General features: G+C 38.9%; 16 protein-coding genes. 9 read left to right on the top strand and 7 right to left on the bottom strand.

The window, feature by feature from the left end; translation table 11 throughout:
- Positions 1–432 (bottom strand): hypothetical protein, encoded by a 432-nt coding sequence (locus tag V5290_RS01695; protein WP_333381079.1) that lies wholly within the window; start codon positions 430–432, stop codon positions 1–3.
- 995 nt (positions 433–1,427) lie between these two features.
- On the opposite strand from V5290_RS01695, the gene V5290_RS01690 reads away from it, so the two are divergent.
- The 3 genes from V5290_RS01690 (at position 1,428) to speB (ending at position 5,914) form a co-directional block, all read left to right on the top strand.
- A complete protein-coding gene (locus V5290_RS01690; RefSeq protein WP_333381078.1) occupies positions 1,428–2,705 on the top strand; it encodes a hemolysin family protein in 1,278 nt (425 codons plus the stop codon).
- Between the two features lie 332 nt (positions 2,706–3,037).
- A complete protein-coding gene (speA, locus tag V5290_RS01685; RefSeq protein WP_333381076.1) occupies positions 3,038–4,948 on the top strand; it encodes a biosynthetic arginine decarboxylase in 1,911 nt (636 codons plus the stop codon).
- Positions 4,949–5,914 carry an agmatinase gene (gene speB, locus V5290_RS01680; protein ID WP_333381074.1) on the top strand — a complete coding sequence of 322 codons (966 nt, stop codon included), beginning with the start codon at positions 4,949–4,951 and terminating at the stop codon, positions 5,912–5,914.
- 207 nt (positions 5,915–6,121) lie between these two features.
- Here the strand turns inward: speB and V5290_RS01675 are convergent, their stop codons facing one another.
- On the bottom strand, positions 6,122–7,015 hold the full coding sequence (locus V5290_RS01675) for a LysR family transcriptional regulator (RefSeq protein WP_333381072.1): 894 nt from the start codon (positions 7,013–7,015) through the stop codon (positions 6,122–6,124).
- A gap of 194 nt (positions 7,016–7,209) precedes the next feature.
- Here V5290_RS01675 and V5290_RS01670 point away from each other — a divergent pair, with 194 nt between their 5' ends.
- The 5 genes from V5290_RS01670 to V5290_RS01650 all read left to right on the top strand — a co-directional run bounded on the left by V5290_RS01670 (position 7,210) and on the right by V5290_RS01650 (position 11,124).
- Positions 7,210–7,455, top strand: coding sequence for a hypothetical protein (locus V5290_RS01670; RefSeq protein WP_333381070.1), 246 nt, complete (start codon positions 7,210–7,212; stop codon positions 7,453–7,455).
- Positions 7,448–8,962: a sodium:solute symporter family protein gene (locus V5290_RS01665; protein WP_333381068.1), complete on the top strand. Its 1,515-nt coding sequence runs from the start codon at positions 7,448–7,450 to the stop codon at positions 8,960–8,962. The genes V5290_RS01670 and V5290_RS01665 overlap by 8 nt, the downstream gene beginning before the upstream one ends.
- A gap of 15 nt (positions 8,963–8,977) precedes the next feature.
- The gene (locus V5290_RS01660; protein WP_333381066.1) at positions 8,978–9,907 is read left to right on the top strand and encodes a carbon-nitrogen hydrolase family protein; all 930 of its coding nucleotides are present in this window, start codon (positions 8,978–8,980) and stop codon (positions 9,905–9,907) included.
- A gap of 255 nt (positions 9,908–10,162) precedes the next feature.
- Entirely contained in the window at positions 10,163–10,792 is a 630-nt protein-coding gene (locus V5290_RS01655; RefSeq protein ID WP_333381065.1) for an alpha-ketoglutarate-dependent dioxygenase AlkB, read from the top strand.
- A 26-nt stretch (positions 10,793–10,818) separates the two neighbouring features.
- On the top strand, positions 10,819–11,124 hold the full coding sequence (locus V5290_RS01650) for an NIPSNAP family protein (protein ID WP_333381063.1): 306 nt from the start codon (positions 10,819–10,821) through the stop codon (positions 11,122–11,124).
- A 192-nt stretch (positions 11,125–11,316) separates the two neighbouring features.
- Here V5290_RS01650 and V5290_RS01645 read toward each other — a convergent pair whose 3' ends face one another.
- From V5290_RS01645 to hydA, 5 genes are all read right to left on the bottom strand, one after another.
- Complete coding sequence (locus V5290_RS01645) at positions 11,317–12,318, bottom strand: ABC transporter substrate-binding protein (protein WP_333381061.1); 1,002 nt, start codon at positions 12,316–12,318, stop codon at positions 11,317–11,319.
- A gap of 143 nt (positions 12,319–12,461) precedes the next feature.
- The gene (locus V5290_RS01640) at positions 12,462–13,412 is read right to left on the bottom strand and encodes an ABC transporter permease (RefSeq protein ID WP_333381060.1); all 951 of its coding nucleotides are present in this window, start codon (positions 13,410–13,412) and stop codon (positions 12,462–12,464) included.
- Complete coding sequence (locus V5290_RS01635) at positions 13,405–14,277, bottom strand: ABC transporter permease (protein WP_333381058.1); 873 nt, start codon at positions 14,275–14,277, stop codon at positions 13,405–13,407. Before V5290_RS01635 ends, V5290_RS01640 begins: the two co-directional genes overlap by 8 nt.
- 28 nt (positions 14,278–14,305) lie before the next feature.
- Positions 14,306–15,139: an ABC transporter ATP-binding protein gene (locus tag V5290_RS01630; protein ID WP_333381056.1), complete on the bottom strand. Its 834-nt coding sequence runs from the start codon at positions 15,137–15,139 to the stop codon at positions 14,306–14,308.
- Positions 15,140–15,170: 31 nt separating this feature from the next.
- Positions 15,171–16,610, bottom strand: a complete 1,440-nt coding sequence (gene hydA, locus V5290_RS01625; protein ID WP_333381054.1) for a dihydropyrimidinase — start codon at positions 16,608–16,610, stop codon at positions 15,171–15,173.
- A gap of 465 nt (positions 16,611–17,075) precedes the next feature.
- On the opposite strand from hydA, the gene V5290_RS01620 reads away from it, so the two are divergent.
- Complete coding sequence (locus V5290_RS01620) at positions 17,076–18,305, top strand: Zn-dependent hydrolase (protein ID WP_333381052.1); 1,230 nt, start codon at positions 17,076–17,078, stop codon at positions 18,303–18,305.
- Positions 18,306–18,342 lie beyond the last annotated feature (37 nt).

Here is an 18,342-nt window from a genome sequence, read left to right as displayed (position 1 = left end):
TTAATATTGGTACTGGTATTTTTGAGTTAATCTTTGTAGCTTAAAATAGTACTCATTATTATCAATTTCACCATTTTTATATTGAAACTCTAATATCAACAGCTCTTTCTCATGTTGTTTTTTGAGACGATAAGCTGTCATATCATAGTTAATTTTCCTGGCGCCATTCCATCCATTGACCGGCTCCCACAAAATAGAAAACGGCCATAAAAGTAAATTGGTAATACCGCGTCCTGGGTTACCGGTATAAAAAGAACCAGCACCAGGTAACACACCCAATAAAGCACCCAAAGTAGGTGTTTTCTCTTCTACTAATACACCGTCATTTTCAAATGCAGCATATTCCCTATCTTGTCTATCAGTTAGTCCACCCACACATCCTGATAGTGTTAAAAAAGCAAAATTTAACATTATAATTTTTGCAAACTTCATTATTTTTCCTTTTAAAATTTAGGACTGATAATTTTTAAAGGAGATATTGGTTGAAAAGTGTCGTGATGCGAGTAATGCCAAGCACCTAAATTAACTGATCTATTTTACTTGTTTAAATAACTTACTTTGTCGTTGTAAATTTTGTAAATGGAATGATTATTTACCTCAATTTACGTTTGAAGTTGAGTTATTTTCCCTATGCAAAATTCAGATCTTTTAATTAACGTAATTGGTATAACTAAACAGCTAAAATCACCTTCAAAACTATCATTTTTATTATTATTTTTATTAAAAATAATGAGTCTGGTTTTATACTGAATGCATTTATTAAGTGTTATTCTCTTCTACTTAACGTTGCTTACTTTAAGTGAATAGTTGAGTAAATGGCTACATTTACCGGATTCCACTTTAGATGAAGTCATTGCTATTTAGAATTGAATTGACTGTTTTAATGCTATCGGTATAACAAGCTATTTTCCTTCCTTTGATTAAATGTTGTGCCAAATAACAGCTATTTTATTGTAATAGTTAGTATTATTTGAACAGTCTATTTACCTAACGTCACTTTAAGTATCGCTTGATGCGACTCACCTAGGTTTTTAAAAATCTTATTTTTATTATCGAGCTTAAAAACCAGCGCACATAATAAACTAATTGAGATAAAGAATGCAGTGTTAGTTGTTGCTTTAGTGATTTGAGTTTAATCTAATCGCATATTAAGCCCTGTTATTTTTTAATTGGTTTATTAATGATTACCCGTAAACTCAAAGCGCAGCTATCTTTTTAGCGGTGTAACACTTATCTTAAATAAACTTAATCCTTTATATTCAGTCGGTTAAATATCGTTTTCAAACAAAACTTTACTTTTATAAAAATAACCGTTGTTCAACCTTAAACTCACATTATAATGCGCCAAATTTTACAGCTAAATGGGTTAGTCTGTAATGCAGTAACAATCACCTAAGGTGGTTTGTTGCTATAAAAGGGTATAAAAAATGAGTGATGTGTTGAGCATTGTTTTATTAATTTTAGCGGGCGCAGTATTTGCGATGTCAGAGATCTCTATTGCCGCGGCACGTAAGATAAAACTACGAGTGATGGCCGATGAAGGTAGCACAAAAGCCTTAGAAGTATTGGAGTTACAACAACAACCGGGTAACTTTTTTGCGATGATGCAAATCGCGCTTAATGGTATTTCTATATTAGGTGGTATTATTGGTGAGCAAGCCTTAACTCCTTATATCAAACAAGTGATCAGTCTGTTTTATCAAGGGGGATTATTAAACCAAGTTAGCTTTATTCTTTCTTTTATCTGTTTGACCTCTTTGTTTATTCTATTTGCTGATCTATTACCAAAACGATTAGCTATTATCATGCCTGAATCAGTGGCGATCCGTATTGTGTCATTGATGCGCGGTATCACTTTCTTGTTAATGCCAGCTGTATTTTTGTTTAATGGTTTAACCAATATAATGCTGCGTTTATTTCATATCCCCACTGAACGTACTGAATTAGTGACCACTGAAGATATTATTGCGATGATGGATGCAGGTGCTGAGGATGGTAGTTTGCAAAAGCAAGAGTATCAGATGATTGGTAATGTATTTGACTTAGAAGTCCGCACAGTTGGTAGTGTGATGACACCACGTGATCAAATTATCTATTTTGATTTAGATGATAGCAGCGAAGATATTAGCCAGAAAATTATTGAACAACCACATAATGATTTTTTGGTGTGCAATGGTGGCTTAGATCATATTGAAGGGAGCATAGAATCAAAGGAAATTTTGCGTTTAGTATTGAAAGGGGAGTTAGCACAACTTCACCCTACGCAGGTAGATAAAGAGCTTTTTTATTTACCGGAAACGCTTACCCTGTCTGAAGCTTTGAATGCGTTTAAAGTTGCCACTCAGCCTTTTGCTGTGATTGTGAATGAATACGCCACTGTGGTGGGAATTGTCACGGTTAAAGATCTGTTAAGTAGCTTTATGGGCGAGTTGATTACCCATCAAGATGAAGAACAAATTGTACAACGTGATGAATCTTCTTGGTTAATCGAAGGGTTAACGCCTATTAATGATGTAATGCGTTGTTTATCTATTGAGGATTTTCCAGATCGTACTCAATACGAAACCATTGCTGGGTTTATGATTTACATTTTAAAACGTTTGCCAAAGCGGACTGATCATTTTTCTCATCAAGGCTACAAGTTTGAGGTGCTTGACCTTGAAGGTGTACGCGTTGAACAAATTTTAGTAACAAAAATCAAATAACTTAAATAAAAATTTCAATAGTTAATCGTTATTGATTAACTATTGAATCAACCTGATCGTTTCTTAGCAGCATGTCCTGTGTTTTTAATTCACTTAGCTTTTATTGTACTTAAACGCGAGTTTACTGGGCATTTGAGTCTTCTCGATACTTCTGATGTTCCATAATCAATAAAAATGCATATAGATAACCTATTAAACAATTTTTTTGATTAATAACTGCAAAATTATTAGTTAGACGTATTTGCATTCTTCACCAATAATCCGCGCCAATAAAACACTGACTTCAGTTTTCTGAGTCATTACTATTTTTACCTTATTTGTGAGACACGAATTTGCAACATTCAATTGATATGGAACGCATCCGAGCTGAATACAATGTTCGCTACTGGAGCCAAGGTTTTTACGGTATTAACGATCAAGGTGAAGTGTATGTATCACCTCGTAGTGATAGTGAGCATAAAGTCGCGTTAAGTGACATTGCAGCGCAATTAGCAGTTCGTAATTTAAGCATGCCTGCATTAGTGCGTTTCCCACAAATATTGCATCAACGTGTGCATAATATTTGTGATGCTTTTAATCAAGCAATCAAAGAAGTTGAATATGATAATAGCTATTTATTAGTTTACCCAATTAAAGTAAATCAGCAAAAAGAAGTGGTTGATGAGATTTTAGCAAGCCAAGCAAAACTAGCGCAAAAACAACTGGGCTTAGAAGCGGGCAGTAAGCCTGAATTATTAGCGGTGTTAGCATTAGCGCATCAAGCGAGTTCAGTGATTGTCTGTAACGGTTACAAAGACAGAGAATACATTCGTTTAGCGTTAATTGGTGAAAAGCTAGGTCATAAAGTACTGATTGTTTTAGAGAAATTATCAGAGCTAGATTTAGTATTAGAAGAAGCGCGTGCATTAGGTGTTAAACCACGCATGGGATTACGTATTCGTTTAGCGTCACAAGGTGCTGGTAAATGGCAATCAAGTGGTGGTGAAAAGTCTAAATTTGGTTTAGCAGCATCACAGGTATTAACTGTGGTTGAGCGCCTAAAAGCGGAAAACCAATTAGATACATTACAGTTAGTGCATTTTCACTTAGGCTCGCAAATGGCCAATATCCGTGACGTGCGAAATGGCGTTAGTGAAGCAGCGCGTTTTTACTGTGAATTACGAGCGATGGGCGTGCCATTAGATTACTTAGATGTCGGCGGTGGTTTAGCGGTAGATTACGATGGAACACGTAGTCAATCACATAACTCCATGAACTATAGCTTAGCGGAATATGCACGTAATATCGTGATCACCATTAGCGATGTATGTAGCCTTTATGAACAACCAAAGCCAATGATTATTTCTGAGTCTGGTCGTTCATTAACGGCTCATCACGCGGTATTAATTACTAATGTTATTGGCGCGGAAACCTATAAACCTGAAGTGATTGAAGCACCTGTAGAACAAGCTTCATTGTTGTTACAAAACATGTGGAATAACTGGAGTTTATTATCTGGCGGTAGTGATGATCGTGCATTGATTGAAATCTACAATGATACGCAAAGTGATATTGTGGAAGTGCATAATCAATTTGCAACGGGTGTGATTAATCTCCAACAGCGTGCTTGGGGTGAACAAGTTGCGTTACGTATTTATCACGAATTAAGCTTGCAAATGAGCACTAAGAATCGTTTTCATCGTCCTATTTTAGATGATTTAAATGAGCGTTTAGCGGATAAGTTCTTTGTTAACTTCTCGCTATTCCAATCGGTGCCAGATGCATGGGGGATTGATCAAGTATTCCCAATTTTACCACTGTCTAACCTACAAAATGCAGGAGAGCGCCGAGCTGTATTATTGGATATTACCTGTGATTCCGATGGGGTTATCGACCAATATGTTGATGGACAAGGCATTGAAACAACTTTACCTGTACCAGCCTGGTCTGCGGACAAGCCTTATTTAATGGGCTTTTTCTTAGTCGGCGCATACCAAGAGATTTTAGGCGACATGCATAATCTATTCGGTGACACACACAGTGTAGTGGTGAATGTTGATGAGCAGGGTGGTTTAGATATTGAATCGGTCAACGAGGGCGATACCGTTGAAGATGTAATGAAATATGTACATATCGATGTGGAAGCAATTCGTGACAACTACCGTGCGTTAGCCTCTTCTCGTGTATCACCTGAAGAGCAACAAAGTATTTTAGATGAGCTAGAGCAAGGCCTAGCGGGTTACACTTATTTAGAGGGTTTTTAGATGTCAGCTTCATCTCAAGTTGCAGCTAAGCATGGTTTTGACGACTTGTTCACTAAAGAGGATTTCTCTTTATATTCTAATGCGATGACCTTTATGCGTCGTCCATTAGTGAAAAATCCTCTGTCGGCAGAAGCGGATGTGGTGGTGTTAGGTGTGCCATTTGATATGGCGACATCGGGGCGCTCTGGTGCGCGCATGGGCCCGGATGCTATGCGCCGGGCATCGGTTAACTTATCCTGGGAAAGTAAGAAGTTCCCATGGCAATTTAAGCTGTTCGATCATACAAAAGTCATTGATGCAGGTGATTTAGTGTTTGATTGTGGTGATGCGAACGATATGACACAGCGTCTTGAAGCAGCTGCGGATCAAATTCTTAACAGCGGTAAAATGCTATTAAGTTTAGGCGGAGATCACTTTGTAACCCTGCCTTTATTACGCGCTTATGCAAAGCATCATGGTGAAATGGCTTTGATTCATTTTGATGCACATACCGATACCTACAATAATGGTAGTAGTTATGACCATGGCACTATGTTTTATCATGCGCCCAATGAAGGCTTGATTGATCCTGCTTCATCGGTACAGATTGGTATTCGCACGGAATACAAACAGCAAGGCCATGGTTTTAACGTGATTAATGCCATGGAAGCCAATGATCGCAGTGTCGATGACATTGTGGCGCAAATTAAAGCAACCGTTGGAGACAAACCTGTCTATTTAACCTTTGATATTGATTGTTTAGATCCAGCATTTGCACCGGGTACTGGCACGCCTGTTTGCGGAGGAATAAGCTCTGATAAAGCATTGAAAATCATTCGTGCTTTGCAAGGGATTAATTTAGTCGGAATGGATGTAGTGGAGGTTTCTCCAGCCTATGACCAAAGCGATATTACAGCGTTAGCTGGAGCTACAATTGCACTCGAACTGTTGTATGTTTGGACTGCAAATAAACTCGCCAGTAAATAACCTTAATATTGGATAAGGAAAGTGAGCCAACACTGCTACTTATAACGGGCCGTTAAACTATTTCTTTAATCATTTTACTTTTGTTAACCCAAACTGAGATTAAATAAAAGATGCTTAAACCTGTTTTATTAGGTTTAAGCATTTTTCAATCAATGACAGTTTATTTAGCTTTATGTTGTTTGATAGTTCATATATTCAGACCGATCATTAACGGCCGTAATGTACTTGCCTAATAATATTTAAAAACTTATCCGCTGCTTTAGTCATTCTACGTTCTTTTTTGACACATAGTACGGTGACGCTATGAGGCATCTCTTGTTGATTAATGTCAGCAATATGCATACTGCCATTTTTTATCTCTTCAGTAACTGCGTAGTCAGGTAAAATAGTAAGTCCATTACTTTCTAATACAAAGCTTTTGAGCATTCCTATATGGTCTACATTACAGATAATAGTAAAGTTAAGTTGTCGTTGAATCGCAATACTATTAAGTATTTGCCGTGTTAGAAAGTTTTCGTTTAACATCGATAAAGGGTAAGGAGTTAACTGCGTTAATGTTAAGGAGTTAGAGTTAGCCAATGGGTGGTTGGGTGACATCGCGACTTTAAAACCGGTTTCAAATTTTTCAATTATTTCAATATCTGGTCTCGGGATATCCTGCATTGCAATGCCAAAGTCAACTTGGTCTGCTGCGACCGCTTGATAGACCGCTTCTGAAGCAGATATTCTTCCATCAAAATGAATGTTTGGATGATGCTGTTGAAAATCATCCATAGTCGGTAACAACCAAGAGCTAATGACGCCTTCTATTGATGCAAATGAAATGGTGCCACTCAATAAACCTTTAATATCATTTACTTTTGCTTCCGCTAATTCCATTTCACGCATGGTGCGGCGCATATGTTGTGCAATTATCTGACCTTCTTCAGTGAGTACCATTCCTGAAATACGTCGCTCAAACAATGTTGCTTTAAAGCTATATTCTAAATTCTTAATTTGCCTACTAATCGCTGATGCACTGACGTGCAAATTAGCCGCAGCTTTACGTACTGAACCAGTATCTGCAACTGCAAGAAAATACATGAAAGAAGATACCTGCATCGCTCATCCTTAAGCTAAAAATTAAATTGTTTATTAAATAATACACGCTTGTTGATTATATGTGCAGTTTTTGGCAACGCAATGTGCACAAAATTGTTATATGTGAAACACAAATTCCAAGCGTAGTATAAGAATTTGAACATTTCATTGCAGTAAAAGAACAACTTTAAAATAATTGTATAAGGAGATACACAATGAAAATAATGAGAAGGCTACTGTGGTTAGTCGTGTGCGTGTGTTTAGTTTTAACCTGGCTACCTTATTTCGGCCTATTTAATTCACCAACTTTAATTGGTTTCCTACCTGAGCCATTAGCATTAACCCTAGTTTGTAATGTGATATTAACCCTATGTGTGTTGGCTATATATCCTCTGTATTTTACTCCGTTTATTAATGCTTTAAATAATAAGCCGATGTCATGGGGAGAGCGCAATGAATAACACTATTACCATTGTATTATTAAGTGCTTTCATTGGGGCATTTTTGTTTATCTCTTTCTTAGCGAAAAAGAGTGATAAAGGCGCGGGGGCTGGCTCTTCTGAAGATTTTGTAATCGGTGGCCGTAATACGGGGACCATCGTTTTATTATTATCAATGGGTGCAACTTACTTTTCTACTTGGACTCTTCTAGGGTCATTCGGTGCTTACTTCCGAGAAGGGATTTGGTTCATAGGTTTTGCCGTTTGGACTATTTTTCATGGTATTTTTATTTGGCTATTTGGTGCAAGAATCTGGCTTGCGGGTAAGCGTTATGGCTTTATTACACCAGGGCAAATGGTTGAGCATTATTATCATGGCAAACGGTTACGCACCACGGTTGCGTTAATCGGTATTCTAGCGTTGGTACCAGTGATGTTAATTCAAGTGAGTGGTGGTGCGCTGGCTTTAGATACGATGACCAATGGTGCGATCCCATATGTTGTTGGTGTGACCATTACTTCTCTAATGGTGGGGATTATTGTCTTATGGGCTGGCTTTAAAGGTACTGCATGGACCGATTCATTTATGGGGCTATTCTTTGCCACTATCCTTATTTGTACCGCTTTATATATTGCTTATCTTGCTGGTGGATTTTCCATGTTCGAGAATGTGATGTCTTATAAGCCGGAGTTAATGGTCAATTCTGGTAAGCCACTAAAAATGATTGAGATTTGGTTAGGTCTTGGGTTTGGCGCTTGGGTGTTACCGCACATGTGGCAGAAATTTTACTCTGCATCATCACCTGCAGTATTAGGAAAAGTGGCCATCATGACTCCATTTTGGAACTCATGGATGATGGCTATTATTCCACTAGTAATAGGTACAGCTGCTGCTATACCTGGCATTGTTCCAGGAGTTAATAAGGAAACGAGTGATACTATTTTACCGCTTATTTTCGCTGAATATGCACCTATTTTAGGCGCGTTTGTTGTTGCTGGGATTTTAGCTGCAGCGATATCTACCATAAATAGCCAATTATTATCCTCTGCCAGTATTGTTGCTGAAGATGTTGTCGGTAGCTTACGCAATAAACCGATGTCGAGTAAAAGCGTGACTAAAGTAACTCGTTTAGTGGTGGGGACCTTAACATTATTAGTACTAGTTTTAGCGTTAGCACCTGGTGGGGCTGGCTTAATCGTACCCATTGCATCATTAGGTTTTGGTTTAGGGCTACAACTTGTACCGTCTGCTTTAGGTATGTTGCATTTCCGCTTCATCACTGAGTCTGGTGCTTTCTATGGATTGTTAAGTGGTGCTGTTGTGATGGCTTTGATTGCCTTTTTTAAACCTGATGTGCCTTTAGGACCTGGTTTGTCAGCTTTTATTATCAATATTTTAGTGACTTTAATCGTTAGCAAATTGAGTAAACCAGTTTCGCAGCGTTCAATTGTTGGATATCACGACATGTTTGATGAATATATGAAAAATAATACTGAAGATACTCAATCATCAACGACAACTAAGTAACAAAAATGGAGAAAAATGATGAAATCAATTTGTAAAGTGGCAGTGGTGCAAGACAGCAGTGTGCCTTTTGATGCGCAGGCTACGACAGATAAAACGTGCCAATTAATTGCTCAATCTGCCAGTGAAGGTGCTGAGTTAGTTGTATTCCCTGAAGCATTTCTTGGTACTTATCCGAAAGGATTAAGTTTTGATGCCCCGATTGGTACGCGATTACCAGAAGGCCGCGAAGATTTTATGCGCTATTTTGAAGGGGCTGTTGAAATTGATGGTAAAGAGTTACAACAAATTAAAGAAAGTGCTGCAGAGCATAATGTTTTTGTGGTGCTAGGTGTGATTGAGAGAGATGGCTCTACATTATATTGTTCGATTGCTTTTATTGATCCGACACTTGGATTAGTAAGTAAACGTCGTAAATTAATGCCTACTGGTGCAGAGCGTTTAGTTTGGGGATTCGGTGATGGTTCTACGTTAAATGTTATTAAGAATGAACTTGGTAATATCGGAGGAGTGATTTGTTGGGAAAATTATATGCCAGCGATTCGCTCTGCTATGTATGCTCAAGGCGTTGAAATTTATTGTGCTCCTACTGCCGATGACCGAGATACTTGGCTATCTTCGATGCAACACATTGCCATGGAAGGGCGTTGCTACGTATTGAGCGCTTGCCAGTACATTACACGAGGAGAGTATGGTGAGGATTATCGTAGTATTTTGACCGATAACCCTGATGATGTTGTGATGCGAGGGGCAAGTGTTATTGTTGGGCCTTTAGGTGAAGTTATTGCTGGTCCAGTATTGAACCAAAAAACCATTTTATACGCTGAACTTGATCGTGCGACCTTAATTAAAAGTAAGCTAGATTTTGATCCTGTTGGTCATTATTCTCGTCCAGATGTTTTTTCATTACATGTTGATGTACAAGAGAAAAAACCCGTTCATTATTAATTTCTTCATTTCAGATGAAATTCAGTAGCGAAAAGGCGTTAATTAACTTTTCGCTACTGAAAATACGATACAGATTGCCATTAATTGTTACTCTACTTTTTGAATTCCTCATTTGATTATTTGCAGCATCCCTTTTAAATTGTTAATTTATAATAATATTGTCATTAACTTATTTTATTCACTCGTACCTAATACGGTTGCTCTAATAGTGTCAAAGTAGTGTTATGTTGATCTTGGACTAAAAAAGGCACGTAAATGTATAATATGGACTTATTTGCTGAGTTAGCACCTTCACCCATCAATATTATCGATTATGATGGTATTGTTGAGTATTACGGGATGATGTTGTCTTATCAGCAAGCTGATGATTATTTCGAAAAATTATTAACACAGATTGAATGGAAACATGATCAGGTTAATATACAAGGGCAGTTTATCGTTACACCACGAAAGATAGCTTGGTACGGCGATCAGCCTTTTCACTATACCTATTCTAATGTGACGAAAGTAGCATTGCCTTGGACACCCGAATTACTACAACTTAAAGCGCTGGTGGAACAACAGACCGGTTATAAATTTAATGCTTGTTTATTAAATTTGTACCATAGCGGTGATGAGGGCATGACCTGGCATAGTGATGCTGAAAAAGATTTACGTAAAAATGGTGCGATCGCATCAGTCAGTTTAGGCGCAGAACGAAAGTTTTCTTTTAAACATAAGCATAATCAACAAACCCTTTCTGTTTTATTGCAACATGGTAGTTTATTAATAATGCGTGGTGAGACACAAAGCCACTGGTTACATCGTTTACCACCGACTAAAAAAATCAGTACACCGCGTATTAACTTAACTTTTAGGATGATTAATCAACGCAATATTACTTAGCCATCTATTTACTGGGAGACATTATTTTGGTCACTTGCTATTTGAATTACGTTATCGACCCCTACAAACTAAAAGAGTTTGAACGTTATGCAAAGCTCTGGATACCTTTAGTTAATAAATTTGGCGGACAACATCACGGATATTTCTTACCTTCAGAAGGTGCTAATAATAAAGCGCTAGCACTTTTCTCTTTTGATAGTTTAGCCAGTTACGAACGGTATCGAATTAATTCAATGTCTGATTCTGAGTGCATTGAAGCTTTCAGGTACGCTGAAGAAACGCAATGTATTATTAGTTATGAGCGCAGTTTTTATCGTCCTGTTTTTGAGTGATAGATTTTTGAATGAAGAACAACGTAGATCAGCATGCTAGCTAATTATTTGTGTCCAAGTAAACATGTTTACAAGTAGGACTTAACTGATTGTTGAAATGCTAAAAAATAAAGTAACAATTTAAATAAAAACACCGAATAGTAATATTCGGTGTTTTTTTGTTTCAGTCTTTTTGGCGTTAAAAGTTAGTTTTTAAAGCTCTTTATATTTGTCATACACAACATGTGAGTATGCACCGACTGGTTTTTTGGTAATAACCGGCGCTGATTCGCTACCTAATAAAATATCGACAGTACGCTCATATGCAGCAGGATCTAAGTAACCCATATCATCACCAGAACCGAGCAGTTTAGCCACTTCGGTCATCATTCTCGTTTGGTGAGACTCTGTTTGTGCACCTGTATCATCGTATTCTAAAACAATCATAGCCGCTTCTTTTGGATTATCTGCTGCCCATTTCCAACCCTTCAATGAAGCTTTTAAGAACTTAGCGTAAGTTTCTACTTTCTTATCATCTTTTAGATCTTTTTCTAAGACATATAAACCATCTTCTAATGTCGCTACACCTTCATCTTCATACTTAAAGAGCACTAATTCTTCAGGAGTTAAACCGCCGTCCATGATTTGACCATATTCATTGTAAGTCATGGTTGAAACACAATCTGCTTGTCCTTGGAAGATTGGATCAACATTGAAGCCTTGTTTTAATACCGTTACACCGTCATCACCACCAGTGGTTGGGTAACCTAGTTTTGACATCCAGCTAAGGAATGGGTATTCGTTACCAAAGAACCAAACGCCCAATGTTTTGCCTTTGAAATCAGCAGATGTTTTGATGTCACTGGATTTTAAACAGGTCAACATCATGCCTGATTTACTATAAACCTGCGCAATATTAACCATAGGTAAGCCTTTCTCACGTGTAGCTAATGCGGAAGGAAGCCAATCAACAATAACGTCTGCTCCACCACCTGCTAATACTTGTGCAGGGGCAATATCTGGACCACCAGGTTTAATGGAGAGGTCAATGCCTTCGTCTTTATAATAACCATTCTCTAATGCTGCGTAATAGCCTGCAAATTGAGCTTGTGTTACCCATTTTAACTGCAAAGTCAGTTTATCCGCAGCGCTAGCGCTGAAACTTGATGCAAATAGTGCAGCGCCCGTTGCGAGTGTGATTAGCGTTCTTTTCATAGTTTGTTCCCTTTTCTATTGTAAAGTGACGTAAAAATAATTGAATTCAATAGCTTATCGATACTTAGTGATGCAGTGTCAGGATTGCACAAAACGACTACTGCACCCGTTGTATATTCGCTCATTAAATTAATTAGATAGCATTAACTGTTTTTACCTTCTCGGTACGAGGGGTGCCAAAACAATAAGGACTTCTCTAGTAAAGCAAGTGCCCCATAACTTAATGAACCGGCAATAGCAGCCACGACAATAGTGGCCCATACCAAGTCCATATTCATTCGACCTACTTCAGTCGAAATTCGGAATCCCATACCTACAATTGGTGTGCCAAAGAATTCAGCAACAATTGCTCCGATTAAGGCTAATGCAGAGTTTAATTTCAACGCATTAAAGATAAACGGAAGGGCATGAGGTAATTGGTTCTTTAAGAATATTTGTGATTTTTTAGCGGCATAGGTGTGCATTAAATCTTTATGTAAGGCATCGGTGGACTGTAAGCCAGTGAGGGTATTAATAAACATTGGAAAGAATGTCATTATAACAATCACAGCGGCTTTAGACTGCCAATCAAAACCAAACCACATCACCATAATTGGCGCTATGCCTACAATCGGAATAGCGGACATAAAATTACCTAATGGCATCAGTGCATCTTGCAGCACCTTGTTTCTGACTGCCCATTGCGCAACCAGAAAACCAGAAAGGCAACCAATGAAATAACCCGCCAATACAGCTTTTAAGTAAGTCTGTTTAAAGTCAGCCCATAACATCGGAATATTATTAATTAACGCATGAAATATATTACTAGGTGCCGGCATCAAAATCGGTGAAATTGCATAACCTTTTACAATGCTCTCCCAGGTTAATATCAGCATAAATGCAAATAAGGTGGGGATTAGCGGTTTGATTAATTTGTGTTCATTTTCCAGTGACGTTAGCTGTCCTAATAGCATTGCCATACTGTAAGCTGCTGCAATTAATAACAAAATAGACAAAGAGAACGCATCGTAAAAGCCAACATCACTGACAATAACTAGCGTCAGTTGCAGTAGAACTAATGCGATATAGATACAATTTTTTAATGTCTTAGGCATGATCAAGCTCTCCTCGGCGACGTAATAGTACTCTTTCTGCAATGCCCACTAACCATACTAAAATTGAGCCTAAAGTAGCGGCAACAATCAATGCAGACCATATTTGTTCTGTTTGGCCATAATAAGAACCACTGAGTAAGCGAGCACCTAATCCACCTTGCGCACCTGTTGGTAATTCAGCCACGATTGCACCAACTAATGCGGCTGCGATAGCTACTTTCAAACTAGCAAATAAGTAAGGTTGTGCTGAGTACCAACGTAGTTTCCAGAATATGTCTTTTGCTGTTGCGCTGTAGGTATGCATCAGTTCTTCATGTAATTTATCCGATGAACGCAACCCTTTCACCATGGCAATGGTGACGGGGAAGAAAGATAAGTACATAGAGATAATGGCTTTAGGTATTACGCCTGTAATATTAATCGCTCCTAGTACCACCACTATCATTGGGGCAATCGCTAAGATGGGGATGGTTTGTGAAGCTATCACCCAAGGCATTAAGCTCGACTCTAAGGTTTTGTTATGAACGATACCAACAGCAATTAAAATGCCTAATAAAGAGCCAAAAACAAAACCCAATAAGGTAGAGTTTAGCGTTATTTGTGCGTGGTATATTAATGAACGTTTTGATGTAACAGGCCTATCGATAATTGATTTAATAAGTTCTTGGCCTACCTGGTGCGGCGCTGGAAGCATAGGGCGTTTTACGTCATAGGCTCCTTTTATCACTTGCACATAGGTCCAATCTTGCTTTTTACGCTCTAGATTATTAATCAATTGATTACCATTCATTAGCAAAGCTGCGAGGTACCAGATTGCAATGACGATCAGCAATAAACTAACGAAAGAAAATAGCTTTTGTTTCATAAATATCTAATCCTTTAGCTTGTTATGATTAATCGATAGCATGCTCGTGCGCGAGAGCCGTGCGTATTTCACTGGCTAAGGCATGGAAAGCCGGATCGTCCCTTAATGCTAAGGTTTTCAATCTAGGTAAAGGGCTTTCAATGACTTTGACAATACGTCCTGGGCGAGGCGACATCACTACAATATGCGTGGATAACAATACTGCTTCGTCAATGGAGTGAGTTACAAATACCACGGTTTTTTGTGTTTCACTCCAGATTCTGAGTAGCTCGATATTCATGTGGTCACGAGTTATCTCATCCAGCGCACCAAATGGCTCATCCATTAGCAAGAGATCTGGGTTTAAACATAAAGCGCGGGCAATCGAAGCTCGCTGCTGCATCCCCCCAGAAAGTTGCCATGGGAACTTCTTGTGGAAGTCCTGTAGGCCAACCATTTTTAGATATTTATCAATCTGCTTATTTTGTTGGGCAGGGGATAAACCAGAAATCTCCATCGGTAAGGCGCAATTTTGTTGAATGTTACGCCAAGGCAATAGAGCAGCCGCTTGAAACACATATCCATATAAACGATTCAGCCGAGCATCCTGAGCATCAGTCCCGTTTACTTTTAAATTACCGGAAGTTGCTTTTTCTAAATCCGCAATGACACGCAATAACGTGGTTTTACCGCAGCCAGATGGGCCGATAAAAGAGACAAAATCACCGCTTTTGATACTTAAGTTAATGTTAGATAGTGCATGAACGTCACCATCTTTACTGGGAAAAATAAGCGATAAATCATCAATAGCAATCATTTCTCGCTTAGGTTTTTCAGTGACTGTTGCTTCAGACACAATTGTCGTTTCTTCTGTTGCTAACATATTACCTCCCTTAATCTGTTTGCTTTCTCTATTAACGTTCAACTGTGTAAGGTGCGTGCTCTTGGTTATATTTTTTAACCGCATCAAATATAGTTGGATAAGCAGGGCGTTTAATGTAGCGTCCTGCACCTTCAACCACATTTAGTTGTCCATCTTTATAGACCACTTTTCCTTGGCTGATGGTAATACTTGGAGAGCCTTTAACAGTGCGTCCTTCAAAGATGTTGAAGTCAATTTTTTGATGATGTGTTTTGGCTGAAAGTGTATGTTCTTTCGCTGGATCCCAAATCACGATATCCGCATCAGAGCCCACTGCAATACAACCTTTTCGTGGGTAAATATTGAATATTTTCGCCGTGTTAGTTGAAGTGACCGAGACAAACTCGTTCTCAGTTAGACGACCTTTATTAACACCCGAATCCCATAACACCATTAAGCGATCTTCAACGCCGGCTGTGCCATTCGGAATTTGCGTGAAGTTATCTTTACCCATGGCTTTTTGGTCTTCACAAAAACAACAGTGATCAGTTGCTGTGGTTTGCACTGTTCCGCCTTGAAGTGCTTTCCATAATGCTTCTTGATGTCCTTTAGGGCGAAATGGAGGGCTCATTACATGAGCAGCTGCAGTCGCCCAATCTGGATTTTTGTAGACACTATCATCTAATTCTAAGTGGCCAGCTAAACATTCACCGTAGACACGTTGTCCTTCAGATTTTGCTCGTGCGATTTCATCAATGGCTTCAGTACAAGAAACATGTACTAAGTACAAAGGCACACCAATAGATTGTGCAATGCGTATAGCACGGTTAGAAGCTTCGCCTTCTACTTCTGGTGGGCGTGATTGAGGATGTGCTTCTGGGCCAGTAATGCCTGCTTTAAGCATTTTTTGCTGTAAATGGTGGACTAACTCTCCATTTTCAGCATGCACTGTCGGCATTGCACCTAATTCTAAGCAACGGTTAAAGCTGTTAACTAAGGTTTCGTCTTCGGCCATGATTGCATTTTTATACGCCATGAAATGTTTAAAGCTGTTAACACCTTCTTCTGTCACTAAGGTTTCCATATCTTTAGAAACTGACTCATCCCACCAAGTAACGGCTACATGAAAAGAATAATCGGAGACAGAGCGTGAAGCCCAACCTTTCCATGTTTCAAATGCTTCCATTAAAGGCTGTTGTGGACTTGGGATAACAAAATCGATAATCATCGTTGTACCGCCAGCCAAACCTGCAGCAGTACCGGAATAAAAGTCTTCACTGGCCACGGTGCCCATGAAAGGTAGTTGCATGTGCGTGTGTGGATCAATCCCACCTGGCATAACTAATTTTCCGCTTGCATCGATCACTTCAGTACCTGCTGGTACGTCAAGCTCATTGCCTATTGCCTTGATAACACCATCTTCACAATATATATCCGCAAACATGCTTTGATCTGCGTTAACTAGCTTTCCGCCTTTAATTAATAAACTCATTGTGATCAACTCCTCCATGAAGGTGGCCTTGCGCGCACCAATAATAAAATCGAGATACTTATCTGAAATATGATATTTACAAGATAAGGTTTATGTTTATTTATAGGTTTGCAATTAACAAGCCAATAACTAACTAACTGACCAATTGGACGGGAATTTTTGGTTGGATAGGCGCCATTACTTACGTTTAGATTAATAAGGTTAGGATTGAAGCGGGCTTTAGCTAATGATTAAAAGATATCCCTGATCAATATCAGGGCATTTGCTCACCACTGTGGTGCACAAATATCATACGTAAGTTGTTTGTAATGTGGTCTATTTGTTTTAAATACATGCAAGTGCCTATATATAGTGACTATTAATAAACTTAAAACTTGTTGTCCTGTTGGTCAGTATCTTGCATTGAACTTTATTAATTATGTTATGTGCGTAATGTCGGTTTAATCAACTTTATTGGAGTCAAACATGGAAGCATTAAAAATTAATAGTGATCGCCTCTGGGATAGTTTAATGGAAATGGCAAAAATTGGTGGCACACCAAAAGGAGGCTGTTGTCGCCTTGCGTTGACTGATTTAGATAAGCAAGGACGAGAATTATATATAAAGTGGGCTGAAGAAGCAGGCTGCACAGTTAAAGTAGATGCTGTTGGTAATATTATGTGTACTCGCCCTGGTGAAGATATGAGTTTGCCCCCTGTAGGCACTGGAAGCCACCTTGATACACAACCAACAGGTGGGAAGTTTGATGGTGTGTATGGGGTATTAGCTGGCCTTGAAGTTGTACGCTCTATGAACGATCATGGCATAAAAACAAAGCACCCCGTTGAGATCTCGGTCTGGACTAATGAAGAAGGTTCACGCTTTGCACCTGCGATGATGGGGTCTGGTGTTGTTTCAGGTCGCTTTACCCTCCAGGAAATTTTGGATACCAAAGATGTAGATGGCCTTCGTTTAGGTGATGAGTTAGAGCGCATTGGTTTTGCTGGAGAAACGCCTGTTACTGGACGTAATTTCCATGCTTTTTTTGAGGCTCACATTGAGCAAGGGCCATATTTAGAAGCAGAAGAAAAGCAAGTAGGCGTTGTTACCGGTGGGCAAGGGCAACGTTGGTATAATGCTATATTAACAGGACGAGAGTCTCATGCGGGTACCACACCGATGCACTTACGTAGTGATGCATTAATAGCAAGTTCACAATTAGTATTAAAAGTAGAGGAGATTGCTAAAGCACATCCTCCTGGCTGCGGCACAGTTGGTTTTATGCAGGTGATGCCTAATTCTCGTAATACTATTCCTGGTGAAATTTCTATGAGTATTGATCTACGCCATCCGATTGATGAAGAGTTAACTAAAATGGATGCCGCTTTAAAAGCTGCTATTGAGGAGATAGAGGCGACAGGGCCAACCGTTTCGCTTGATCCCTTTTGGTATTATGAGCCTATTCATTTTAACGAAACATGTGTCAATGCAGTACGTCAAGCCACAGTGGACCTAGGGTATAGCCATATGGATATCATTGCCGGAGCTGGCCATGACGCTTGTTATGTATCAGACTTTGCACCTACAAGTATGATTTTTACACCTTGCTTAAATGGCATTAGCCATAATGAAATTGAGAGTACTACGCAGGAAGAGTGTGAAGGGGGTTGTTCAGTTTTATTAAATGCTATGTTGACCATGGCTGAAGTCGTTTAAGTTAAATTCAAAATATTCTCTAAGTGGCCGTTTAAAC

Origin of the sequence: Psychromonas arctica (assembly GCF_036697365.1) — a bacterium.
Classification (GTDB): domain Bacteria; phylum Pseudomonadota; class Gammaproteobacteria; order Enterobacterales; family Psychromonadaceae; genus Psychromonas; species Psychromonas arctica_A.
Note: the sequence above shows the minus strand (reverse complement) of the source record. Positions and strands in the feature narration are given on the sequence as shown.